This window comes from Streptomyces sp. Je 1-332 (assembly GCF_040730185.1).
In the GTDB taxonomy this organism is placed as follows: domain Bacteria; phylum Actinomycetota; class Actinomycetes; order Streptomycetales; family Streptomycetaceae; genus Streptomyces.
This window is the reverse complement of sequence record NZ_CP160402.1, coordinates 5355527-5378546: the sequence shown is the minus strand read 5'-3', so window position 1 is coordinate 5378546 and position 23020 is coordinate 5355527. Positions and strand designations below refer to the sequence as shown.

The window sequence follows — 23020 nt, the reverse complement described above, 5'->3', positions numbered from 1 at the left end:
TTCCCTGCGACCGCAGGGCATCGGGCGGGTGGGCGGGAAAGACCCGGCGCGAAGCCGCGGGCCAGGTACTCACAACGCACCGGCAGCCAGCCATCCGCGCAACGCCCCCGGCGAGAGCCCAGCGCCGGGCGACGCGTACCCGCAGCCAGCCCACCGCAGGGAAGGCACCCCGCAGGGCCCCACCGGGAAAGCCGACCCCGCCAGCTAGCCTCAAGGCATGAGCAGGCCCCCGACCTTCACCCCGCCCCCCGGCGTCGACGCGCGGCTCCTCGACACCGCGCGCGGCAGCTTCGCGACCCTCGACGCCCGCCCGGCCGGCGAGGCCAAGGGCACCGTCCTGCTGCTCCCCGGATTCACCGGGAGCAAGGAGGACTTCATCGCCCTGCTGAGGCCCATCGCCGACGCCGGGTACCGAGCCGTCTCCGTAGACGGCCGGGGTCAGTACGAGAGCCAAGGCCCCACGGACGACGAATCTCCCTACGCCCAGGAGCAGTTGGCCCTCGACGTCCTCGCCCAGGTCGACGCGATCGGCGACGGAGACGGAGACGGAAACGGCCACAGCTCACCCCACCTCCTGGGCCACTCCCTCGGAGGCCTTGTCGCCCGCGCCGCCACCCTCCGCGCCGCCACCCTCCGCGCCGCCCCCGACACCTTCGCCTCGCTCACCCTCATGGCCTCGGGCCCCGCCGCCATCACGCCGTCCCAGCAGGCCCGCGCAAAGATGCTGACGGACGCGCTCAGCGTCCTGTCCATGGCCGAGGCCTGGGCGGCGATCCAGGCCATGGATCCGCCGGAGGAGGCCGACCTCGACGGAGAGGCCCTGCGCGAGCGCTGGCTGCGGCACAGCCCCGCCCAGCTCATCGCCACCGGCAAGCAGCTGTGCGTCGAGCCCGACCGGGTCACGGAGCTCGCCGCCACTCCGCTGCCCAAGCACGTCATCTCCGGCGAGCGCGACGACACCTGGCCCATTCCCTGGCTCGACGAGATGGCCGAGCGGCTGCGGGCCCACCGTACGGTCATCGCGGGTGCCGAGCACTCCCCCAACACCGACCGCCCCACGGAGACCGCCGCCGCCCTCATCGCCTTCTGGGACCGGATCAGCGGCGCCGCCGGCTAGTACTGCGTCTGCAGGTGCTCCCAGAAGCCGTCCCGCAGCGCCCGCCTCAGATCCGACTGCCCCCGCAGCGAGTACGCGAGCAGCTTCTCGGCCTCCACCAGGAGCTCCTGGTCCACGGACCCCGGCAGGTACGGATGCCCCGGCAGCAGATCCACCAGCGCCGCGCGCCCCCGCGCGGCAAGCCACTTCGCGGCGATCTGCGCGCCCACGAAGCGCACGTCCTCGCGGTTGGGCCGCGGCGTACCCGCCGTCTCGTACGTCGCCGCGGCGCTGCGCCGGGAGACGTACGGCTTGAAGAAGTCGAGGTCGAACGTGCGCTGGCTGTCGACCTCCCACAGCAGCGGCTCCGCCTGGTTGCGGCCCTCGCTCGCCTCGATGCCCCACAGGTGCACCCGCGCGCCGTACCCCTGCGCCGCCTCGACCGCCGAGACGAGGTCCTCGTCGCCCCCGATCAGGGCCGCGTCGCTGATCGCGCGGTACCGGGCGAGTGACTCCAGGTCCGTCCGGATGAGGGAGTCCACGCCCTTTTGCTGGTTGTTCGCGTTGAGGTTGCCGAGGCGGACCTTGACGTCGGGAAGTTCCGCGATCGACTGCTGCTCGATGGTGTGGATGCGGCGCCGCGCACCGTCGTACCAGTAGACACGCAGCAGGCGGCTGTCCGCGAAGATCGTGCGCGCCTTGTCGATGAGGGCCTCGATCAGCCCCTCCGCGTCCAGGTCGAAGGCGCGCCGGTCCTCTGTGCCGACCGCGAGCCGCCCCGCCGCCGCGTAGACATACCCGGCGTCGACGAAGATCGCGTGGGTGGACGGCGTCTTCGCCACCTCGGCCAGCACGCGCTCAAGGAGGCCGTTGGCGCGCTCCAGCTGGGCACTGATCCGGGCATTGTTCTGGGCGTCCTGGGCGCTCTGGGCGCTGTTCTGGGCGCTGATCTCGATCTCGTCGTTCATCGGGGCTCATTGTTCCGTTGGTCACGCAGCGAACACAACCGGTCTCGCTACTCGCGAGTAATTAGTCTGTCGAAAAATTTCCTTAGCGTAGGGAATGTTTGCTGGGGGCAACTCGTTGTACCCGTATGGAACGCCGGACACAGCTGTCCCGGCGGCCACAACCCAGTAGTTCTCCTTCAGGAGGATGACCAGACGAAGGGAGAAGCCCTTGCGCTTCGAAATCATGCGACTCGACGACGTCGACGGCGCCGCCGTGGACCGGACCGTCGTAGACGCCGCCTCCGTCAATCGGATCGTGCAGCAGGCCGCAGCGATCGGCCAGCGCATCTATATCCGACCGGCCGAATCCCCGGCCTCGTAACGCACAGGTTGAGCAGACAGAGGTTGAGCAAGACAGAGGTTGAGCAGAGGTTGAGCACAGGCTGAACCGGTTGAAGGGCCCCCGTACACCTTTGGTACGGGGGCCCTTGGCATGCCCGACGGCCTCGCCTCGCGCGCCCTAGGCGCCGTTGATCACCTGCGTCACGCCGTTGATGATCTGCTGCACGGCGATCGCGGAGAGCATCATGCCCGCGAGCCGCGTCACCAGAACCACGCCGCCGTCCTTGATGACCCGGATGATCAGCAGCGAGTAGCGCATCACCAGCCACAGCACGACGTGCATCGCCACGATCGCCGCCCACACGGAGAGCTGCGCGGCGGCACTGTCGGCGTCCTGGACCGCCAGGATGACGGAGACGATCGCGCCGGGCCCCGCGAGCAACGGCATGCCGAGGGGCACGAGGGCGACGTTGACGTCCTTGGTCTGCTTCGGCTCGTCCGTCTTGCCGGTGAGCAGGTCGAGCGCGATCAGCAGGAGCAGCAGACCGCCCGCGATCATCAACGCGGGGACGGAGACATGCAGGTAGTCGAGGATCTGGTGTCCCAGGACCCCGAAGACCGCGATCACGCCGAAGGCGACGCACACGGCCTGGAAGGCCATCTTCCGCTGCACCTTGGCCGGACGTCCGGAGGTGAGCCCGAGGAAGATCGGGGTGATCCCAGGGGGATCCATGATGACGAAAAGGGTGAGGAAGAGGGAGCCGAAGACGGCGACGTCGAACACAGTGGTGGCCTTGCAGAGAGTGGAGAAAGTGGTACGAGGAACGCCGCGGGGAAGGTCGGCGCTCAGGGGGAAGTGAGGATCAAGCGGTAGCGGTGGCGGCAGCGCTTCCGCCCGCGCCCGGCACCGGGAACGCCCCGGTCGCGCGGCGCGTGATCTCCCCGTAGATCTCGGGGTCGGTGGTGTACTCCCCGAGGACGCACGTCTTGCGGCTGCCGTGGTAGTCGCTCGACCCCGTGGCCAGCAGACCGAGGTCCGCGGCAAGGCCGTGCAGCCGGGTGCGGGTGGCCGGGTCGTGGTCCATGTGGTCGGCCTCGACACCGTCGAGACCCGCGGCGGCCAGCGCCGCGATCGCGGCCTCGGGCACCACCTGGCCGCGCTTGACGGCCGCCGGGTGCGCGAAGACGGTGACGCCGCCCGCGGCCTTGACCAGGCGGATCGCGTCGAAGGGGTCCAGCTCGTGCTTGCCGGCGTACGCGCGGCCGCCGTCGGCGAGCCAGGCGGGCGTGAAGGCGTCCGAGACGGTGGGCACGACGCCCAGTTCCACCAGGGCCTCCGCGATGTGCGGGCGGCCGACCGAGCCGTCGCCCGCGATGCGCGCGACCTGCTCCCAGGTGACGGGGACGCCGAGTTCCTGGAGCTTGCCGACCATCGTCTTCGCGCGGGGCACCCGGTCGTCGCGTACGAGCTCGCGCTCACGGGCGAGTTCGGGCTCGTCGGGGTCGAAGAGGTAGGCCAGCATGTGCAGGCCCACGCCGTCGAGGCGGCAGGAGAGTTCGGCGCCGGTGACGAGGGTGAGACTCCGGTCGAGTGTGCCCAGGGCCTCGATGGCCTCGGCGTACCCGCGGGTGGTGTCGTGGTCCGTGAGCGCGACGACGTCGAGGCCGGCGGCGGCGGCGTTGCGCACCAACTGCGCCGGGGTGTCCGTGCCGTCGGAAGCGGTGGAGTGGGTGTGCAGGTCGATGCGCACGACGCGGACTCCAGGCTCTGACGGGGCGGACGAGGGGACGCTCAAGGATAACGGGACCCGAACGCCCCACCGGCCGCCACAGAGGAGACCCCCCTCACTGCGCCACCACCGCACAGCCCGCGATCCCGCCGATGCCCGCGCAGTCTCCGACGCCCGCAAAGAGCACCCCACCGCCCGCCGACGCCCCCGGGGCCCGCGAACAGCACCCCCGCCCCGCAGGGCGGCAGCCCCCCCCCTCACGGCATAAGAATCCGCGGCGAAAGCGCCCCGCACGGCAGGAGGTCCACCTCGGCCCCCGCGTCCCGCAGGTCGGTGAGCACCAGCTCGTCGTACATCAGGAGTCCCGACTGCTCCGGCCACGCGATCGCCCACAGCCACAGGCCGCGCGCCTCGCCCGCGAAGACGGCTCGGTCGTCCGGCGTGCCCGGCACATGCCACAGCGGGGTCGGCCGGCCCGCCGCGAGGAGCTTGGCCTGCGCCGGCTTGTCGACGTTCAGATACGGGCCGGGGTCCGGGCCGTCGATGCCCGCGTACCGCGCGCCGAGACCGACGCCGAGTTCCTCCGCCACCAGCACGAGCTCGCCCATGCCGCCGAGCGGCGCGGGACCCGAGCAGGCCACGGCGGTCGCGCGGCCACCACTGCGGTCGTCGCCCGCGCAGGCCACGCCAGTGAACAACCAGCCGACCGGCAGCGGCCACGGCATCCACACCGGCACCTGCGCGCGGTGCACCACGACCTGGAGGGCCTCGACGCTGGGCGGGATCACAGGCTGCAGCGGATGCACCGTCCCGTGGACATCGCACTGCCAGGAGTCGGCAAAGAGACCGGGAGCCCTGACCCGGCCACCACACTTCGGGCAACTGGGTTCGCCCCTCATAGCCACCAACGGTCCTCCCCGGTCGTCGCCCCGTCAAGGACGATCACCCGTCCGGTGGCCCTGTCACCAGGCGAAACTAGATGTAGCTTGCATCTTTTAGCTTGGCTAACTAATGTATGTATACGTCAACGATCTCGACGGAAGTCGCTGATACGGAAATCGCCGAAACGGAAGCCGCTGAAGGAGCAGGCATGAACAGCAGTACAGGAGGAGCCCCGTCAGGACAGCTGGATGGACGCCCGGGAGGGCCCTCCGCAGAGGATCCGTTCGACGAGGGAGCGACCAGTCTTCTGCGCCAGCCGAAGGCCGTCTGGGCCACCGCGGGCGCGTCCGTCGTCGCCTTCATGGGCATCGGGCTCGTCGACCCCATCCTTCCCTCCATCGCCAAGGGCCTCGACGCGTCGGCGAGCCAGGTCTCGCTGCTCTTCACCTCGTACTTCCTGATCACCGCCGTCGCGATGCTCGTGACCGGCTTCGTCTCCAGCCGGATCGGCGGCAAGAAGACCCTGCTGCTCGGCCTCGCGCTCGTCGTGGTCTTCGCGGGGCTCGCCGGCACCTCGGGGTCGGTCGGCGAACTCGTCGGCTTCCGCGCCGGATGGGGGCTCGGCAACGCGCTCTTCGTGTCGACCGCGCTCGCGGTCATCGTCGGCGCGGCGGCCGGCGGCAGCGCCGCCGCGATCCTGCTCTACGAGTCGGCGCTCGGTCTCGGCATGGCGTGCGGGCCGCTGCTCGGCGCGGTGCTCGGCAACGCGAGCTGGCGCTACCCGTTCTTCGGCACGGCCGCCCTGATGGCCGTCGGGTTCCTGTGCATCACGGCGTTCCTGAAGGAGCAGCCGAAGCCCGCGCAGAAGACGTCCCTGCTCGCGCCGATCAAGGCCCTCGGTCACGGTGGGCTCGCGTCGGCCGCCGCCTCCGCGTTCTTCTACAACTACACGTTCTTCACGGTCCTTGCCTTCACGCCGTTCGTCCTGAACATGACCCCGTACAAGTCGGGTGCGATCTTCTTCGCCTGGGGTCTGCTGCTCGCCGTCTTCTCGGTGCTCGTGGCCCCGCGGCTGCAGGCGCGGCTCGGCTCGCTGAAGGTGCTCGGCGGCTCGCTGGTACTCCTCGCGGCGGACGTGCTGGTGCTCGGGTACGGCAACCACGCCACGGCCATCGTCTGCACGATCCTGTCCGGCGCCTTCATCGGCGTGAACAACACCGTCTACACGGAGCTCGCGCTCGGCGTATCGGACGCGCCACGCCCGGTGGCCAGCGCCGGTTACAACTTCGTCCGGTGGTTCGCGGCCGCCGCGGCCCCGTTCTTCGCGCCGAAGATCGAGGAGTGGAGCAACATCCACATCCCCTTCGTGGTCGCGGCCGTCACGGCGGTGCTCGGCGCGGTCGTGGTCTGGGTCCGCAAGGAATCCCTGACGCACGAAGCCGAGGAGCTCGAACCGAAGCACGCGGCGGAGGACGGCGTCACCGTCTTCGCCAACTGAAAGTCTCCGTACGGGACTTCAGTCCAGGGACACGGACTTGCGCAGCGGATCGCGCAGGTCCGTACCGCTGTTCAGCCAGCGCTCCTGGAGGGCCCCCGCGCCGTGCACCCGCTTCCACGCGGCCTCGTTCGGCGTCATGGGCAGCACCGGCAGGAACCGTACGGGCTCCATCGGCTCGTCCAGCTCCAGGTCCTCCACCAGACCACCCGACTCCGCGACGAGGACCGACGTGAACTGCGCGCCGGGCCACAGCGGTTCACCCACGTCGAGCGAGGCACCGGGGGCCACGATGAGGCCCTCGACCTGCGGAGAGGCTGCGAGGACGGCCAGTGGCCGCAGCACCTTGTCCGTGTCGGCGACGCCGGCCCGCACCGAGAGGATCAACTCCGCGCGCGGGCCCTTCACCGGGTCGGCCAGGGCGGCGGTGGGATCGGCCATCGGCTGGGCTGACATGCCGAGGGTGGCGTACCTGACCAGGTCCCCGTCCGTGAAACGCAGCACTTCGACGCGGTCGGTGCCGAGGAAGGTCACCGCGGCGCGGGCGTCCGGTTCACCGAGGGCGGTACGGAGACGGGCCTCGACCAGAGCAAGAACATCAGCCATCCCGCGAGCATAGAACTCGTCAGAGACGGGTAAAGGCGGGGCTTGACTCTTCAGTCGGCTGATAGTGTTGGCCGCTGGTTCCGGGCAGCACGCAGAGCGCGCTCTCAAGCCCGGGCAGATGACTTCGCGCGCTACGCGCTTGGGACCTCCCCCACGGGGGACCGGCCGGAGGAGGTGGGGCTGCCATGGATCGAAGTCGACCGTGCAGTACCACCCGTTCTTCCGTCTGACATCTCACGCAGCTCTGTAGCTGCCACTGTGCGCCGGTACTCCCCGTGCTCGCGTGCGACGGAAGAGCACTTCGTTTCCACCTGATCTCTCTGAGTTCTCTGATCTGAGTCAGTAGCGAAGCTGCCACCGCGATGGTGCGGTGCTCCCCGCTTTGTGGACGTGCCAAACACCCGCAGCAGGACGTCCCCATTCCGGGTAGTTCCACCCGTCGCCGGCGGCCTCCGTCAAAGGAGCCTGCCCATGTCGATGATCCGTGACCTTCGCGCCGCCGTCCGCCCCTCGCTCCGCAAGGACGGCAGCGCCTACAGCTCGTACGACACCACGCGCGACCCCACCGCGGCCTCCGCCGTCGTCGACTGCGCCGTCTACCGCGACGGCCGCCGCGCGGCCTGCCACGACACGCTCACGCCGCACGAGGCGATGCTCCAGGTGCGTCGCGACGGCGGCTTCGCCTGGATCGGTCTGCACGAGCCGACCGAGGCCGAATTCGCCGGTATCGCGGCCGAGTTCGGGCTGCACCCCCTCGCCGTCGAGGACGCGGTGCACGCCCACCAGCGGCCCAAGCTGGAGCGCTACGACGACACGCTGTTCACCGTCTTCAAGACGATCCACTACGTCGAGCACGCCGAACTCACCGCCACCAGCGAGATCGTGGAGACCGGCGAGGTGATGTGCTTCACCGGGCGGGACTTCTTCATCACCGTGCGGCACGGCGGCCACGGCTCGCTGCGCGCCCTGCGGCGCCGGCTCCAGGAGGAGCCCGAGCTCCTGGCCAAGGGGCCGTCCTCGGTCCTGCACACCATCGCCGACCACGTCGTCGACGGCTATCTCGCGGTCGCCGACGCGATGCAGGACGACATCGACGAGGTGGAGACGGAGGTCTTCTCCGCCCCGAGCAAGGGCAAGGGCTCCGCGCGCGGCGTCGACGCCGGGCGGATCTACCAGCTCAAGCGGGAGGTCCTGGAGTTCAAGCGGGCCGTCTCTCCGCTGCTTCGGCCGATGCTGCTGCTGAGCGAGCGGCCGATGCGGCTCGTCGACCCAGACATCCAGAAGTACTTCCGTGACGTCGCCGACCACCTGGCCCGCGTGCAGGAACAGGTCGTCGGCTTCGACGAACTGCTCAACTCGATCCTCCAGGCCAACCTCGCGCAAGCCGCGGTCGCGCAGAACGAGGACATGCGCAAGATCACCTCGTGGGCGGCGATCATCGCCGTGCCGACGGCGGTCTGCGGGGTCTACGGCATGAACTTCGACCACATGCCCGAGCTGCACTGGCGGTTCGGCTACCCCATGGTGCTCGGTCTCATCGGCGGCGTCTGCTGGGCCATCCACCGCACCCTGAAGCGCAACGGCTGGCTCTAGCCGCACCCGGCAGGCGGCTCGATAGGCTGCGGCCATGACAGAAACGCTGCTCGCCCGGGCCCTCGTCGAGGAGGCCACCAAGAAGTCGGGCCTCATCTGGGTGCGCGGCGAAGGTCCTGCCCGCGCCCTGTGGCACGTATGGCACGAGGGCGCCGCGCATCTCGTCGGGGACGGCCCCGGCGAGCAGCCGCTGCCGGGTCTCGTCGACGGCGGCACCGCCGAAGTGACCGTACGCAGCAAGGACAAGGGCGGGCGCCTCATCGCCTGGACGGCGGCGGTGAGCGAGCTCGCGCCGCGCTCCGATGCGTGGGAGGCGGCCGTCGCCGAGCTCAAGGGCAAGCGCCTGAACGCGCCCGACGGCGAGCGGATGCCGCAGCGCTGGGCGGACGAGTGCCGGGTCGTCCGGCTCACCCCGCGGGACACGATCACGGACCTGCCCGACGGCTCACTCGCGGCCCGGCCCCTGCCGACCGTGGCGACCACCCGGCAGCCGGTGCCCGACGCGCTGCCCCGGCTGCTGTTCAAGCGCAAGAAGCGGCAGAGCCAGGGCGACACGCCCTAGTACGTCCCACAAGCCTTAGTACGTCCCACAAGTCCTGGTACGCCCCACAGGCCCTGGTACGTCCTACGAGTCGGGCAGCTGCTCGCCGTAGTCCACCATCTCGTCCTCGCCCGGCTCGCTCAGGGGGAAGTCCCTGCCCCAGTCGCTGAGCCGGAGCGTGCCCGCGTCGCCCGCGCGCTCCAGGCGCAGCGGATAGGGCTTGCCCTCCAGGGAGACCTCCAGGGTGCCGCCCGCGCCCTTGTCGCCGGTGATCTCGATGCTGGGGTTGCCGTCGATCGTGCCGCGGTCCCCGGCGGCGAGCGCTCCGTGCAGGGTGAGCATGCCCTCCAGGAGGACGTCCTTGTCGGTGAAGCCGCTCAGCTGCTGGTAGGACGCGTCTTCCTCGGGGACCTTCACGTACTTGCCGTCGAGCTTGGCCGCGGCCTGGTCGTCCGCCTTGCCGGGCTTCTCATCGCCGCCCTTGGCCTCCTCGTGGGTCCAGAAGGCGGAGTCGGCCTTCAGGAAGAGCTGCTTGCCGACGCGCAGCAGCTGGAAGGTCTCACCCTTCGAGGTGACCGAGCCGGTGCCGCCCTCGTCCTTGAGCCGCATGTCGAGCTTGTACGTGTGGCCCTTGCTGACCAGCGTGCCCGACAGCCGCACCGCGGGCGCCGCGTCGGCGGCGGCGCGTGACTTGCTCTGGATCTTCGCGGCGGAGAGTTTGCCGACGCCGTTCGTGCCCGCGTCCGGGTCCTCCTCGCTGCTGCACCCGGTCAGACCGGTGACCCCCAGGACGAGACCCGCGCACACCGCGCTCACGAGTGTCTTCTTGTGGATGCGGCGGACCGGGGAAATCGCTGACACAGGGGTCGCTGCCTCTCGTGGGGACGACGGCTACGGCTACGGCAGTACGGCAGCGTACCCGTGCTGACTAGGTGGATCGTCGCCAGTGCGGCCGGACCCTCCGCCGGGGCGTATCCGACCGGGACGGGCTAGCCTGAAGCCCGCATTGATCGACAGATCGGCGAAGAGAGCAACCGGCGAGGGAGGCGCGAGCAATGGCGGCGAGCGCGTCCCGGGTCTTCGTGTCGCATCTGGCCGGTACCGCCGTCTTCGACCCGAACGGCGACCAGGTGGGCCGGGTGCGCGACCTGGTGGCGACGCTGCGGGTGCAGCGCAGGCCGCCCCGCCTCCTCGGCCTGGTCGTGGAGCTGTCGACGCGGCGGCGCATCTTCCTGCCGATGACGCGGGTGACCGGCATCGAGTCGGGCCAGGTCATCACGACCGGCGTACTGAACGTGCGGCGCTTCGAGCAGCGGCCCACCGAGCGGCTCGTGCTCGGCGAGATGCTCGACCGGCGGGTCAGGCTCGTCGAGTCGGACGAGGAGGTCACCGTCCTCGACGTGTCGGTGCAGCAGCTGCCGGCCCGCCGCGACTGGGAGATCGACCGGGTCTTCGTACGCAAGGGCAAGGGCGGCACCTTCCGGCGCAAGGGCGAGACGCTCACCGTCGAGTGGTCGGCCGTCGACGGCTTCTCCCTGGAGGAGCACGGCCAGGGCGCCGAGAGCCTGCTCGCCACCTTCGAACAGCTGCGCCCCGCGGACCTCGCCAACGTCCTGCACCACCTGACGCCGAAACGGCGGGCCGAAGTCGCCGCCGCCCTCGACGACGACCGGCTCGCCGACGTCCTCGAAGAGCTCCCCGAGGACGACCAGATCGAGATCCTCGGCAAGCTCAAGGAGGAGCGCGCCGCGGACGTCCTGGAGGCGATGGACCCGGACGACGCCGCCGACCTGCTCGCCGAGCTGCCCGAGGAGGACAAGGAGCGGCTGCTCACGCTGATGCAGCCGGACGACGCGGCCGACGTGCGGCGCCTGATGGCGTACGAGGAGCGCACCGCCGGCGGTCTGATGACGACCGAGCCGATCGTGCTGCGGCCGGACGCGACGGTCGCGGACGCCCTGGCGCGGGTGCGCCAGCAGGACCTGTCCCCCGCGCTCGCCGCGCAGGTCTACGTGTGCCGCCCGCCGGACGAGACACCGACGGGCAAGTACCTCGGCACGGTGCACTTCCAGCGGCTCCTGCGCGATCCGCCGTACACGCTGGTCAGTTCGATCCTCGACGACGATCTGCAGACGCTCCTGCCGCAGACCGCGCTGCCACAGGTCGCCGGGTTCTTCGCCACGTACGACATGGTGGCGGCCCCCGTCGTCGACGAGGGCGGCTCGCTGCTCGGTGCGGTCACCGTCGACGACGTGCTCGACCACATGCTGCCGGACGACTGGCGCGAGACCGAGTTCCACCAGGAAGAGGAGGGGGTGCCTCATGCCACCGGCTGACCGGGAGCGGGACACCCGCGTCGAGCCCAGGCCCGCGCCGCGCTTCCGGCTCGACCAGCCGCGGCCGCCGCGCCGCAAGTTCCTGCCGGAGTACGACCCCGAGGCGTTCGGGCGGCTCTCGGAGCGGATCGCGCGGTTCCTCGGCACGGGGCGCTTCATCGTCTGGATGACGGTCACGATCATCGTCTGGGTGGCCTGGAACGTCTGGGCGCCCGAGGTGCTGCGCTTCGACCCGTTCCCCTTCCTGTTCCTGACCCTCGCACTGTCCCTCCAGGCGTCGTACGCGGCGCCTCTGATCCTGCTCGCGCAGAACCGGCAGGACGACCGGGACCGGGTCAACCTCGAACAGGACCGCAAGCAGAACGAGCGCTCCATCGCGGACACCGAGTATCTGAGCCGCGAGATCGCCTCGTTGCGCATGGGGCTCGGCGAGGTGGCCACCCGCGACTGGATCCGCAGCGAACTCCAGGACCTGGTCAAGGAGCTGGAGGAGCAGCGCAGGAGCCATCGCGTCGTATTCCCGGCCGAGGAGAGCGGCGGGCGTGACGTAGGCGACCGTTGACGGCTCTTTCCGGGGCGGGGTTACCGCGCCGTACTATCGGTCTTATGGCTACGGAAGACGCGGTGCGTGAAGCACTGGCGACGGTGAACGACCCCGAGATCCATCGACCCATCACCGAGTTGGGGATGGTCAAATCGGTCGATATCTCCCCTGATGGGGCGGTAGCGGTCACCGTGTACCTCACGGTCTCCGGGTGCCCGATGCGCGAGACCATCACGAAGAACGTGACCGACGCGGTCGCCGCCGTCGAAGGCGTCACGCACGTCGACGTCACGCTCGACGTGATGAGCGACGAGCAGCGCAAGGAGCTGGCGAGCGCCCTGCGCGGCGGCACCGCCGAGCGCGAGGTCCCCTTCGCCAAGCCCGGCTCCCTGACCCGTGTCTACGCCGTCGCGTCCGGCAAGGGCGGCGTCGGCAAGTCCTCGGTGACGGTGAACCTCGCGGCCGCGATGGCGGCGGACGGCCTGAAGGTCGGCGTCGTGGACGCGGACATCTACGGCCACTCCGTGCCCCGGATGCTGGGCGCGGACGGCAAGCCCACCCAGGTCGAGGACATGATCATGCCGCCGTCGGCGAACGGCGTGAAGGTCATCTCGATCGGCATGTTCACGCCGGGCAACGCCCCGGTCGTATGGCGCGGCCCGATGCTCCACCGCGCCCTCCAGCAGTTCCTCGCGGACGTCTTCTGGGGCGACCTGGACGTCCTGCTGCTCGACCTGCCGCCGGGCACGGGCGACATCGCGATCTCCGTGGCCCAGCTGGTCCCGAACGCCGAGATCCTCGTCGTGACGACCCCCCAGCAGGCGGCGGCCGAGGTCGCCGAGCGCGCGGGCTCCATCGCGGTGCAGACCCACCAGAAGATCGTCGGCGTCGTCGAGAACATGGCGGGGCTGCCCTGCCCGCACTGCGGCGAGATGGTCGACGTCTTCGGCACGGGCGGCGGCCAGCGCGTCGCCGAGGGCCTCACGAAGACCACGGGCGCCAACGTCCCGGTCCTCGGCTCCATCCCGATCGACGTCCGCCTGCGCGAGGGCGGCGACGAGGGCAAGCCGGTCGTCCTGACCGACCCGGACTCCCCGGCGGGCTCGGCGCTGCGCACGATCGCGGGCAAGCTGGGCGGCCGCCAGCGCGGCCTGGCGGGCATGACCCTCGGGATCACCCCGCGCAACAAGTTCTGAGGCCTCCAAGGCTCCTTCCGTACGCCGATGGGGGCGCCGCTCGTCATGAGCGGCGCCCCCATCGGCGTATGTGCGCGGTGTTCGGGCCTCGCGCTAGTCGGCCGCGTACTCGTGGATGTCCTTGACCGCGGAGAAGCCCAGGCCGTACGCGCTCATGCCGCGCCCGTAGGCGCCCAGGTGCACGCCCTGCTCGGTGGACCCGGCGAGCACCCAGCCGAACTCGGACTCGCGGTAGTGGAACGAGGTCGGCACCCCGTCCACCGGGAGCGAGAGCGTCGACCAGTCGTCGCCCTGCAGATCGTCCGCGAGGACCCAGGCCGTCTCGGTCTGCTGGTCCAGCCAGTCGTCGCGCAGAGTGTGGTCCATCTGGCTGGGCCAGGTGAAGGACAGCAGCCCCACTCCGGCGAGCCAGGCCGCGGACGACACCGAGGTCGCCTCCAGCAGGCCCGTGCCGTCCGGGCTGCGGCGCACCGGGTTGGCCGCGACGGTCACCACGACCGCGAAGCGCTCCTTGTCGCTGTTCCCGAAGGGTCCGTCACTCCGTACCGACGGCTCATCGCCGTGCCCGATGGAGCCGTGCTCCACCGCGCCGTCCGCGGCGTTGCCGACCTGCATCAGCCAGCGCTGCCCCGTGAAGGCCTCGTCGAGGCCGTACCAGGGGAAGGGCGCCAGCAGATAGCTGTCGACCGTGCGCCGGGCGGAGGGCATCGCCTGTGCGGTGCCGTCCGCGGCCGGCGCCTGTGCGCCTACGCGACTTGTCGTCTCCATGTACCCGGCCGCCTCCTCGTTCTCATCGGTCCGCAGGGCCCGCCCCCCTCGGGCGTCCTCAGCCGGACAACAAGGCAGGATAGCCACACCCGTTCCGGAAGCTGGGACACCGGTCGGCGGACGGGTGTATCGGAAGGGGCGCGAGGAAGCGCGCTCGGGGGCGCGCCGCGGGTGCCTCGAAGGAGGTCAGGTGGCGTCCGCGTCGAACGGCGGGGGGTCGGCGGGCGCGGCCTTCTCGGGCTTCTTGTCCATGTCGAGGCCGCCGTCCTTCTTGGCCATGTCGACGCGGCCGCCGCCTGTGCCGGACGCGCTGTCCGAACCCGTGGCGCCGTCGGAGGATTCACTCTCCCGCCCGTGCACGGCGTCCGTGACCTCGGCCATCTCCTTCTTGAGGTCGAAGCCGTTCCGGATTTCCTTCAGGCCGAGCTCGTCGTTGTCGAGCTGCTTGCGGATGAAGGTCTTCGGATTCAGGTCCTCGAACTCGAAGTCCTTGAATTCCGGGCCGAGTTCACTGCGGATATCCGCCTTGGCGCTGTCCGAGAATTCACGGATCTTACGGATGGTGCGCGAGGCGTCCTGAATCAGCTTGGGCAGCTTGTCCGGGCCGAAAACGAGCACGGCGAGGATGATCAGCGCCACTACCTCGAGCGGGCCAATGTCTGAGAACACCTTGAGCTCCTTGCCATCCGGACCGGGTCCACGGTACCCGGCGTTCCTGTCCGTCCGGTAGCCGCTGGGCGACAGACGTGGATCAGCTCCCGTCAGCGGCCCCGAGCACCAGCGTCACTTTCCGGTCCTTTCCCGCTCGCTGGACGGTCAGTTCCAGGCTGTCCTTGGGCCGGTGCGCGCGGATCTTGACGATCAGCTCGTCGCCGGAGTGAATGCGCTGACCATCCACTTCGGTGATGACGTCGCCCGGCTTCATCCCCGCGCGGTCGCCGGGGCCACCCTTGTTCACGGCGGGGCCGCCGTCCTTGCCCTTGTCGCCGACGCGGGCGCCGTCGCCCGTGTACTCCATGTCGAGCGTGACACCGATCACAGGGTGCGTGGCCTTGCCGGTGTTGATCAGCTCTTCGGCGACGCGCTTGCCCTGGTTGATGGGGATGGCGAAGCCGAGCCCTATGGAACCGGCCTGGCCGCCGCCGGGCGCGGAGCTGTCGTCGGCGGAGCGGATGGCGCTGTTGATGCCGATGACGCGGGCGTCGCCGTCCATCAGGGGGCCGCCGGAGTTGCCGGGGTTGATGGGGGCGTCGGTCTGCAGCGCGTCGACATAGCTGACGTCACTGCCGTCGCCCTTCTCCCCGCCGGCGGTGATGGGGCGTTCCTTGGCGCTGATGATGCCGGAGGTGACGGTGTTGGCGAGGTCGAAGGGGGCGCCGATGGCGACGACGGGGTCGCCCACCTGGACGTTCTCGGAGTTGCCGAGGGGCAGCGGCTTCAGTCCGCGTACGCCGGAGACCTTGACCACGGCGAGGTCGTACCCCGCGTCGCGGCCGATGACCTCCGCCTTGGCGCTCTCGCCGCCGCTGAACGTCACCGTTATCTCGCCGCCGGTCCCCGCGGGCTCGACCACGTGGTTGTTGGTGAGGATGTGGCCCTTGCCGTCCAGCACGAAGCCGGTACCGGTGCCCTGTGCCTCGTCGCCGCTGACGTGCAGGGTCACGACGCCGGGCAGCGAACTCGCCGCGATCCCGGCCACGCTGTCCTTGGCCCGCGCCTTGTCCTGCGACGTGGCCTGCGGCAGCTCGATGTCGGACACTCCGCCGTTGCGCTCCAGATAGGCCCCGATGGCTCCACCGATGCCACCGGCCACGAGCGTGATGACAGCGATCCCGACCAGAATGATCCGCCGCGCCAGCCTCGTCTGCTTGGCCTCATCAACAGGAACCCCACCGTTCTGCTGGAGGGGCGCGTTCCAGGGGTCATAGGGCTGCCGGGCCGGGGCGGGGGTCGCGGGTGACTGGGGGTGGACCTGCGGCTGGGACTGCGGGGCAGGTCCGGGGGTGCCGTGAGGCGGGGTCCCGCCGTGACTCGCCGCCGGGGGCTGCGTGCCGTGGGGCGGGGTGGCCGCCGGGTGTTGTACGGGCGGGGTCGGGGCAGGTCCGGGGGTGCCGTGAGGCGGGGTCCCGCCGTGACTCGCCGCGGGGTGCTGCGTGCCATGGGGCGGGGTGGCCGCCGGGTGCTGTACGGGCGGGGCGGGGGCCCAGGGGCCGGGCTCACCGTACGGCGGGGTGCTGTACGGGTCGGGGTCGTGCAGCGGGCGGGGGCGGTCGGCGGGAGCAGGGCCGGCCTGGGCGGGTACGTCCGTGCCGGGGACGCCAGGCGCAACGGCCGCGGCGTCCTGGGCCGCGCCACCGGGAGCAGCGTCGCTACCGCCCGGCGCGGAGACGCCCGGGGCCGCGCCACCAGCAGCAGCGTCAGCCGGGCCCGAGCCGGGGCGGCCCGCAGCCGGGCTGCCCGAAGCGGCGTTACCGGGCGCGAGCGGGCCTGTGCCGGGCTGCGTGGGGACTCCCGGGTCAGGGGCGCCCCGCGGAGCCGCCGCGGCGTCCGGAGCGGGGGAAGTCGGCTCAGGCCCCGCCCCCGGCGGAACCGCCGCCGCCAGCGTGAAGTCACCCGAGGCGTCCTCCGCCCGGCCGGTGGTGGCCGTCGCCTCGTCGGCAGCGCCGTGCTCCGGTTCGGAGGCGGACTCCGACCTGGGGCGGCTCCACCATTTCGCCTTCGTGGGCTTGCCCTCGTCCATGCTCTCCCCACACCTGGCCTACGGCGGACGCCGATCACGTGCTCAACTCCGCGCCCGCCACAAGCCTCGGCCAGGCACGGCCCACCGAGGATTCAACCAGGTTCCCCCGCCGAAGCGCAGAGCACCTCAGCGGATCTGTGAAGTGCCCTGCAGTGTGCCTTCGAGGGGCGAGGACGCCGAGGTGTGCGCCGGGTCCGCCTCACCACCCGGCCCCGAGCCCTCCGAGGCGATCCCGCCCAGCGTCGGCACGGTGCCCGCGGCGGCCGGGCCGCCCGACACGACGGGAGGGGCCGGCCGGATTAGCGGGGACATGATCGCCGCGCCGGTCAGCATCGGCGCCGCGATCTGCTGCTGGGCGGACAGCGACGGCTGCTGGATACGAGGACCTCGCGCGGGCACCCCGGGCGCACCGGGCAGCAAGGGCCCGGTCGCCTGCGTCGGCGCGACCGGCGCCGCGAGGACTCCGGGGCGCTGGCCCTGCACGGAAAGCGGTCCGCTGCCACGGCGCCGGACGGAATCGGGAGCCGTGGTGGCCGCACCCGGCGCACGCGTAGGCGACGCATTGCTGTTGCCGGCACCCGAGTTGTTGCTGTTGCCCTGGCTGTTGGTGCTGCCGGAGCTGTTACTGGTGCCCGAGCCCGCACGCGGGTCACCCGGGTCGGCGGGGACGCCCGTCGTGACACCGCCCAGCGCTATCGCGGCCAGCGACACCGCACCCGCGGCGGCGAAGGCGAACCGCCGCCCGCGCCACAGCGACCGCTCGGCCTCGTGCCGGCCCACGTCGCGGTGGTCGACGTCATGGATACGGAAACCGCGCCCCGAACTCGGCAGCACCGCGGCATGGGCGCCCGCGGGGGCATAGCCGAAGGTCTCCGGCCGCACGCCGAAGACTCCGCTCGGCGGCAGCCCTGACTCACTGTCCGCGGTGGCGAAGCCGCCGCTTCCAGGAGGTCTTGGGCCGGAAGGAGGCTCACTGCCGCCGCCGGGCAGGCCTTGCAGCCGGGCGAGGAAACTCTCGGAGGGAGGCGGCGGGGCCACCTCGGCGAAGACACTCTTGAGCCGCCGCTGCGAGTCGGCCTCGGTCTTGCACTTCGGACAGGTCGCGAGATGAGCGAGGACTCGCTCACGCGCGTCATGGCCCAACTCACCATCCACCAGGGCGGCGAGTCGGTCCCCCAGATGCTGCTCGGCCAGATGCCGTTCGACAGGTTTCGACCGTGATCCACTCACGCGGTCGCGCCCCCTCCTCCCAGCGCCACGGCCCCTGCGAGCGAGCGGCGCTCGGCGCGGGCTTCGGGCGACCGGTGCTGAAGGGCCTTGCGCAGCTGCGATCGGCCACGGTGGATACGGCTGCGGACCGTGCCCAGCTTGACGCCCAGGGTCGCGGCGATCTCCTCGTACGAGAGGCCTTCGATGTCGCACAGGACCACGGCCGCGCGGAACTCCGGAGCGAGGGTGTCCAGCGCCTGCTGCACGTCCGCGTCGAAGTGCGTGTCGTTGAAGACCTGCTGCGGCGACGGCTCACGGCTGGGAAGGCGCTCCGCCGCGTCGTCCCCGAGGGCGTCGAAACGGATGCGCTGCTTGCGGCGCACCATGTCCAGGAACAGGTTCGTGGTGATGCGGTGCAGCCAGCCCTCGAAGGTGCCGGGGGTGTAGGTCGACAGGGACCGGAAGACACGGACGAAGACCTCTTGCGTGAGGTCCTCGGCGTCGTGCTGATTACCGGTCAGGCGATACGCCAGGCGATAGACCCGTCCGCTGTGCGTGCTGACGATCTCCTCCCAGGTGGGCGGAGTCCACGCCTGCGCATCCGCGTCAGCGGCAAAGGTCGCGGTCTGAGCGGAGCTGGCAGCGTGGAATCGGTCAGCGGTGTCGGTCACGGATTTCGGCTCACCCACCAACCTGAGAAAGCGCTTCAGCGCTCCTCCCCGGTTCGCGGACGCAGCCGCACCTCCCCTGTCGGCTCTGGTGGTGTCCAGTGGAGCCCCTACCATAACCACCTCGCCCGTTAGCTCCGGATAAGCGTTTTTACTGGAATTTGGTACGGGCTTCCTGCCAGGTGTCCTGCCTGGTCGAAGGCCCCGCGGCCAGTCTTGATCCATTCGTTACCCCCGGCGTCCGCCTACCCCTACTAAACGCCCGGTCCCATCTGCGGGTTCCCACCCCCAACGGATACAGTCACGGCCAGGCAACCACGGGGACAGGAGAGGGCCATTACCGGCAACCGGCAGACGAGCTGGGCGTTCGCCGACGCCTTTGTCGCCGAGGACGAGGCCACGCGCTGGGCCCGTGACCGGGCCCAGGAGACAGGGCTGCCCTCGGTGTCTCCCGGTACCGGCGCCGCGTTGCGCCTGCTCGCGGCCACGGCGGACGCCAAGGCCGTCGCCGAGATCGGGACGGGCACGGGCGTGTCCGGGCTCCACCTGCTGCACGGAATGCGGCCCGACGGCGTCCTGACCACCGTCGACCCCGAGCCGGAGCGTCAGCAGTTCGCGCGGGAGGCCTTCCGCGCCGCCGGGTTCGCCGGCAACCGCGCGCGGTTCATCCCCGGCCGCGCACTCGACGTACTGCCGCGCCTCGCGGACGGCGGGTACGACCTCGTGTTCTGTGACGGCGACCGCACGGAGTACCTGGACTACCTCGCTGAATCGTTGCGCCTGCTGCGCACGGGCGGGCTCGTCTGCTTCGAGGGCGCCTTCTCCGACGGCCGGACGGTGGACTCCGGTCCGCAGCCCGTCGAGGTGCTGCGCATCCGCGAGCTGCTGCGCACCGTGCGCGAGAGCCAGGACCTGATGCCCTCGCTGCTCCCGGTGGGCGACGGCCTCCTCTGCGCCGTCAAGCGATAGATCACGCACCTCGGCGGGACCCGGACATAGCACTGCCCCGGCTCGTTTGTACGATGCCGGGGCAGTGAAAAAGTGTGGGCGCTTCCGCGTCAGCCGACGACCTTCTTCAGGGCGTCGCCGAGTGCATCGGCCTCGTCCGGAGTCAGTTCGACGACAAGTCGTCCGCCGCCTTCGAGCGGAACGCGCATGACGATGCCCCGCCCCTCCTTGGTCACCTCGAGCGGGCCGTCGCCCGTCCGCGGCTTCATGGCCGCCATGCTCGTTCCCCTTCCTGAAACCAGCTCATCGCAGCCGACAACCCAGGTGTCACCGGCATCGAACATATTGCTTCCAGGCCATTATCCCGCATGGCAGGACCCGATGACCAACATCGGTCTGCATCGCTTGCGCAACGCGCACCCGCAAAACCACTCAATTCGACGATGTGGCTGCGATACTTCGCCGCCTCTCACGCCTCCGCGGCCGGCAATTCTTTGACGCAGGTCACATATCTCCCCTCATGCCGCAGCCCGATGATCTCCGTCATGCTGGGCCCGGACAAAGATGACCGGCGCAGGACCACTGGAGGGGATTCACCATGGCCGACACCGTGCTCTACGAGGTGAGCGACGGGCTCGCGACCATCACGCTCAACCGCCCCGAGGCGATGAACGCGATGAACGTCGAGGCCAAGGTCGCTCTGCGCGAGGCGGTGCAGTCGGCCGGGTCGGACCCCGCGGTCCGTGCCGTCCTGCTCACCGCGACCGGGCGTGCCTTCTGTGTGGGACAGGACCTCAAAGAACACGTAGGACTGCTCACGTCGGACCGCGCGGCGGGCACCGGACAGACGATGAGCACGGTGCGGGAGCACTACAACCCCATCCTGAGCGCCCTGACCGGGATGGCCAAGCCGGTCGTCGCGGGGGTCAACGGCGTCGCGGCCGGCGCGGGGTTCGGCTTCGCGCTCGCCGCCGACTACCGCGTCGTCGCGGACACCGCGCGCTTCAACACGTCCTTCGCCGGGGTCGCGCTGACCGCCGACTCGGGCGTCTCCTGGACGCTGCAGCGCCTGATCGGTCCCGGCCGCGCCGCCGATCTCCTGCTGTTCCCGCGCAACATCAGCGCACAGGACGCGTACGGCCTGGGGATCGCCAACAAGGTCGTCCCGGAGGCCGAGTTGGCCGCCGAGGCCGAGAAGCTGGCCCGCACCCTCGCCGAGGGCCCCACCCTCGCCTACGGGGCCCTCAAGGAGTCGCTCGCCTACGCGGCGGGCCACACCCTGGAGGAGTCCCTGGCCAAGGAGGAGGAGCTGCAGGCGAAGGCGGGCGCGTCCGAGGACCACGCGATCGCCGTCCAGGCGTTCCTGGACAAGGCGAAGCCGAAGTACCTGGGCCGCTAGCGCCCTTGGGGGACGCGGATCACGCAGTCCTCCAGGTGGTCGTTCACCAGGCCGCAGGCCTGCATCAGGGCGTAGGCCGTGGTGGGGCCGACGAATCGGATGCCGCGCTTCTTCAGGGCCTTGGACAGGGCCGTGGATTCGGGCGTGATCGCCGGTACGTCGGCCAGGGCGCTCGGGGCCTTGCGGGAGGCGGGGTCCGGAGCGTGCGACCAGATGAGCTCGTCGAGTTCTCCGTCCGGCCAGTCGGCGAGCACGCGCGCGTTGGCGAGGGTCGCGTCGACCTTGGCGCGGTTGCGGATGATGCCGGGGTCGGCGAGGAGGCGCTCCCGGTCGGCGTCCGTGAACCGCGCGACCTCGGCGATCCTGAAGTCGGCGAAGGCGGCACGGAAGCCCTCGCGGCGGCGCAGGATCGTGATCCAGGAGAGGCCCGACTGGAAGGCCTCCAGGCAGAGCCGTTCGTACAGCGCGTCGTCCCCGTGGACCGGGCGGCCCCACTCCTCGTCGTGGTAGGTCACGTAGTCCTCGGTCGAGAGGCCCCAGGGGCAGCGCAGTCTGCCGTCCGGGCCCGCCAGGGCGTCGCCGCTCATCGGCCGTCCTCCTCTTCGGCGGCGTCCTTGGGGGCCGGCTCGTCCTGGAGCGTGGCCGGGGCGTGCGTCTTGAGGAGGCCGGGGCCGCCGACCGCGGTGGCCTGGGCGCCGGCGAGTGCCGCCTCCAGCTCCGCGATGTGGGCGTCACGCTCGGCCAGTTCGGCGGCGAGGCGGCCGAGCGCGTCGTCCACGTCGGCCATGCGATAGCCCCGCACGGTCAGCGGGAAGCGCACCGCCTCCACGTCCGCGCGGCGCAGGGCACGGTCCAGCGGCAGCGGGTCGACCAACCGCTCGGCCGCCACGTCGGGCAGCGCGGCGCGCTCCCCTCCGCCCACCACGGCCAGGGTCACCGCGCCGACCACCACGACGAGGGCGATGACCAGGAACAAGAACAAGACCATCTCTTCGGCCCCCACGCTCGACTGCCGTGCTGAAACTGTCAGGGTCCGATCGTGCCATGCGCCTGTGACAGTTAAGGTCGCAGGCGGCCGGACCACGGCACCGACGAAGGAGGCTCACCGGGGATGCTCAGGCTTGGCAGGCGTGAATTCGGCGCGCACGAGCCGGTGATCATGGCGATCGTGAACCGGACCCCTGACTCCTTCTACGACCAGGGCGCCACGTTCCGCGACGAGCCCGCGCTGGCCCGCGTGGAGCAGGCGGTGGCGGAGGGCGCCGCCATCATCGACATCGGTGGGGTCAAGGCCGGTCCCGGCGACGAGGTGACGGCCGAGGAGGAGGCGCGGCGGACGGTCGGCTTCGTCGCCGACGTGCGCAAGCGGTTCCCCGACGTCGTCATCAGCGTCGACACGTGGAGGCACGAGGTCGGCGAGGCGGTCTGCGAGGCCGGCGCCGACGTCCTGAACGACGCGTGGGGCGGGGTCGACCCCCGCCTCGCGGAGGTGGCGGCGCGCTACGGCGTGGGTCTGGTGTGCACGCACGCGGGTGGCGCCGAGCCGCGGACCCGCCCCCATCGGCTCACGTACGAGGACGTCATGGCCGACATCCTCTCGGTCACGCTCGGCCTCGCCGAGCGCGCGGTCGCGCTCGGGGTGCCGCGTGAGTCCGTGATGATCGATCCCGGGCACGACTTCGGGAAGAACACGCGGCATTCGCTGGAGGCGACGCGGCGGCTCGGGGAGATGGTGGAGACCGGCTGGCCCGTGCTGGTGTCCCTGTCCAACAAGGACTTCGTCGGCGAGACGCTCGACAAGCCGGTCAAGGAGCGCGTGCTGGGAACACTGGCCACGACCGCGGTGTCGGCGTGGCTGGGGGCCCAGGTGTACCGGGTGCACGAGGTCGCGGAGACCCGGCAGGTCCTCGACATGGTGACCACGATCGCGGGCCACCGGGAGCCTGCGGTGGCGCGGCGGGGGCTCGCCTAGCGGCCACC

25 protein-coding genes are annotated in these 23020 nt (G+C 70.8%); 11 read left to right on the top strand and 14 right to left on the bottom strand.

What is annotated here, in order from left to right:
• The first annotated feature begins 217 nt into the window (after positions 1 to 217).
• Positions 218 to 1117 carry an alpha/beta hydrolase gene (locus tag ABXJ52_RS24485; protein ID WP_367044829.1) on the top strand — a complete coding sequence of 300 codons (900 nt, stop codon included), beginning with the start codon at positions 218 to 220 and terminating at the stop codon, positions 1115 to 1117.
• On the opposite strand, the gene ABXJ52_RS24480 is transcribed toward ABXJ52_RS24485, so the two are convergent.
• Positions 1114 to 2064: an NYN domain-containing protein gene (locus ABXJ52_RS24480; protein ID WP_367044828.1), complete on the bottom strand. Its 951-nt coding sequence runs from the start codon at positions 2062 to 2064 to the stop codon at positions 1114 to 1116. The two genes, ABXJ52_RS24485 and ABXJ52_RS24480, sit on opposite strands and share 4 nt — an antisense overlap.
• Before the next feature lie 184 nt (positions 2065 to 2248).
• Here ABXJ52_RS24480 and ABXJ52_RS24475 point away from each other — a divergent pair, with 184 nt between their 5' ends.
• Complete coding sequence (locus tag ABXJ52_RS24475; protein WP_367049494.1) at positions 2249 to 2425, top strand: hypothetical protein; 177 nt, start codon at positions 2249 to 2251, stop codon at positions 2423 to 2425.
• Between the two features lie 138 nt (positions 2426 to 2563).
• On the opposite strand, the gene ABXJ52_RS24470 is transcribed toward ABXJ52_RS24475, so the two are convergent.
• From ABXJ52_RS24470 to ABXJ52_RS24460, 3 genes are all read right to left on the bottom strand, one after another.
• Complete coding sequence (locus ABXJ52_RS24470) at positions 2564 to 3169, bottom strand: MarC family protein (protein WP_367044827.1); 606 nt, start codon at positions 3167 to 3169, stop codon at positions 2564 to 2566.
• Between the two features lie 79 nt (positions 3170 to 3248).
• Entirely contained in the window at positions 3249 to 4136 is an 888-nt protein-coding gene (locus ABXJ52_RS24465; RefSeq protein ID WP_367044826.1) for a PHP domain-containing protein, read from the bottom strand.
• A 236-nt stretch (positions 4137 to 4372) separates the two neighbouring features.
• Complete coding sequence (locus ABXJ52_RS24460) at positions 4373 to 5014, bottom strand: DUF6758 family protein (protein ID WP_367044825.1); 642 nt, start codon at positions 5012 to 5014, stop codon at positions 4373 to 4375.
• Between the two features lie 191 nt (positions 5015 to 5205).
• Here ABXJ52_RS24460 and ABXJ52_RS24455 point away from each other — a divergent pair, with 191 nt between their 5' ends.
• Positions 5206 to 6495: an MFS transporter gene (locus ABXJ52_RS24455; RefSeq protein WP_367044824.1), complete on the top strand. Its 1290-nt coding sequence runs from the start codon at positions 5206 to 5208 to the stop codon at positions 6493 to 6495.
• Between the two features lie 18 nt (positions 6496 to 6513).
• Here ABXJ52_RS24455 and ABXJ52_RS24450 read toward each other — a convergent pair whose 3' ends face one another.
• Positions 6514 to 7098, bottom strand: a complete 585-nt coding sequence (locus tag ABXJ52_RS24450; protein WP_367044823.1) for a suppressor of fused domain protein — start codon at positions 7096 to 7098, stop codon at positions 6514 to 6516.
• A gap of 471 nt (positions 7099 to 7569) precedes the next feature.
• Between ABXJ52_RS24450 and ABXJ52_RS24445 the strand changes: the two genes are divergently transcribed.
• Together ABXJ52_RS24445 and ABXJ52_RS24440 are read left to right on the top strand one after the other, a co-directional pair.
• Positions 7570 to 8691, top strand: a complete 1122-nt coding sequence (locus ABXJ52_RS24445) for a magnesium and cobalt transport protein CorA (RefSeq protein ID WP_367044822.1) — start codon at positions 7570 to 7572, stop codon at positions 8689 to 8691.
• Positions 8692 to 8725: 34 nt separating this feature from the next.
• The gene (locus tag ABXJ52_RS24440; RefSeq protein ID WP_367044821.1) at positions 8726 to 9253 is read left to right on the top strand and encodes a hypothetical protein; all 528 of its coding nucleotides are present in this window, start codon (positions 8726 to 8728) and stop codon (positions 9251 to 9253) included.
• Positions 9254 to 9316: 63 nt separating this feature from the next.
• On the opposite strand, the gene ABXJ52_RS24435 is transcribed toward ABXJ52_RS24440, so the two are convergent.
• Positions 9317 to 10093 carry a hypothetical protein gene (locus tag ABXJ52_RS24435; RefSeq protein WP_367044820.1) on the bottom strand — a complete coding sequence of 259 codons (777 nt, stop codon included), beginning with the start codon at positions 10091 to 10093 and terminating at the stop codon, positions 9317 to 9319.
• A 194-nt stretch (positions 10094 to 10287) separates the two neighbouring features.
• On the opposite strand from ABXJ52_RS24435, the gene ABXJ52_RS24430 reads away from it, so the two are divergent.
• Genes ABXJ52_RS24430 through ABXJ52_RS24420 form a run of 3 tightly spaced genes read left to right on the top strand, consistent with a single transcriptional unit; the run spans position 10288 to position 13308 of the window.
• The gene (locus ABXJ52_RS24430) at positions 10288 to 11568 is read left to right on the top strand and encodes a CBS domain-containing protein (RefSeq protein WP_367044819.1); all 1281 of its coding nucleotides are present in this window, start codon (positions 10288 to 10290) and stop codon (positions 11566 to 11568) included.
• Positions 11555 to 12130, top strand: coding sequence for a DUF1003 domain-containing protein (locus tag ABXJ52_RS24425; RefSeq protein ID WP_367044818.1), 576 nt, complete (start codon positions 11555 to 11557; stop codon positions 12128 to 12130). Before ABXJ52_RS24430 ends, ABXJ52_RS24425 begins: the two co-directional genes overlap by 14 nt.
• Before the next feature lie 44 nt (positions 12131 to 12174).
• Positions 12175 to 13308: an Mrp/NBP35 family ATP-binding protein gene (locus ABXJ52_RS24420; protein WP_367044817.1), complete on the top strand. Its 1134-nt coding sequence runs from the start codon at positions 12175 to 12177 to the stop codon at positions 13306 to 13308.
• Between the two features lie 93 nt (positions 13309 to 13401).
• On the opposite strand, the gene ABXJ52_RS24415 is transcribed toward ABXJ52_RS24420, so the two are convergent.
• The 5 genes from ABXJ52_RS24415 to sigE form a co-directional block, all read right to left on the bottom strand.
• Positions 13402 to 14076: a hypothetical protein gene (locus ABXJ52_RS24415; RefSeq protein ID WP_367044816.1), complete on the bottom strand. Its 675-nt coding sequence runs from the start codon at positions 14074 to 14076 to the stop codon at positions 13402 to 13404.
• A 186-nt stretch (positions 14077 to 14262) separates the two neighbouring features.
• Entirely contained in the window at positions 14263 to 14745 is a 483-nt protein-coding gene (locus tag ABXJ52_RS24410) for a sec-independent translocase (protein WP_367044815.1), read from the bottom strand.
• Between the two features lie 82 nt (positions 14746 to 14827).
• Complete coding sequence (locus ABXJ52_RS24405; protein ID WP_367044814.1) at positions 14828 to 16816, bottom strand: trypsin-like peptidase domain-containing protein; 1989 nt, start codon at positions 16814 to 16816, stop codon at positions 14828 to 14830.
• A gap of 126 nt (positions 16817 to 16942) precedes the next feature.
• Entirely contained in the window at positions 16943 to 18046 is a 1104-nt protein-coding gene (locus ABXJ52_RS24400; protein WP_367044813.1) for a zf-HC2 domain-containing protein, read from the bottom strand.
• Positions 18043 to 18810, bottom strand: a complete 768-nt coding sequence (gene sigE / locus ABXJ52_RS24395) for an RNA polymerase sigma factor SigE (protein ID WP_367044812.1) — start codon at positions 18808 to 18810, stop codon at positions 18043 to 18045. Before sigE ends, ABXJ52_RS24400 begins: the two co-directional genes overlap by 4 nt.
• A 153-nt stretch (positions 18811 to 18963) precedes the next feature.
• Between sigE and ABXJ52_RS24390 the strand changes: the two genes are divergently transcribed.
• Complete coding sequence (locus ABXJ52_RS24390; RefSeq protein ID WP_367049230.1) at positions 18964 to 19662, top strand: O-methyltransferase; 699 nt, start codon at positions 18964 to 18966, stop codon at positions 19660 to 19662.
• Between the two features lie 89 nt (positions 19663 to 19751).
• Here ABXJ52_RS24390 and ABXJ52_RS24385 read toward each other — a convergent pair whose 3' ends face one another.
• Positions 19752 to 19919: a DUF3117 domain-containing protein gene (locus tag ABXJ52_RS24385; protein ID WP_003966491.1), complete on the bottom strand. Its 168-nt coding sequence runs from the start codon at positions 19917 to 19919 to the stop codon at positions 19752 to 19754.
• A gap of 320 nt (positions 19920 to 20239) precedes the next feature.
• On the opposite strand from ABXJ52_RS24385, the gene ABXJ52_RS24380 reads away from it, so the two are divergent.
• Positions 20240 to 21040 (top strand): enoyl-CoA hydratase-related protein, encoded by an 801-nt coding sequence (locus tag ABXJ52_RS24380; RefSeq protein WP_367044811.1) that lies wholly within the window; start codon positions 20240 to 20242, stop codon positions 21038 to 21040.
• Here ABXJ52_RS24380 and ABXJ52_RS24375 read toward each other — a convergent pair.
• Both ABXJ52_RS24375 and ABXJ52_RS24370 read right to left on the bottom strand, forming a co-directional pair.
• Positions 21037 to 21627 (bottom strand): DNA-3-methyladenine glycosylase I, encoded by a 591-nt coding sequence (locus tag ABXJ52_RS24375; protein ID WP_367044810.1) that lies wholly within the window; start codon positions 21625 to 21627, stop codon positions 21037 to 21039. The two genes, ABXJ52_RS24380 and ABXJ52_RS24375, sit on opposite strands and share 4 nt — an antisense overlap.
• Entirely contained in the window at positions 21624 to 22028 is a 405-nt protein-coding gene (locus ABXJ52_RS24370) for a DivIVA domain-containing protein (protein WP_367044809.1), read from the bottom strand. The genes ABXJ52_RS24375 and ABXJ52_RS24370 overlap by 4 nt, the downstream gene beginning before the upstream one ends.
• 123 nt (positions 22029 to 22151) lie before the next feature.
• Here ABXJ52_RS24370 and folP point away from each other — a divergent pair, with 123 nt between their 5' ends.
• Positions 22152 to 23012 (top strand): dihydropteroate synthase, encoded by an 861-nt coding sequence (folP, locus tag ABXJ52_RS24365; RefSeq protein WP_367044808.1) that lies wholly within the window; start codon positions 22152 to 22154, stop codon positions 23010 to 23012.
• Positions 23013 to 23020: the final 8 nt, after the last annotated feature.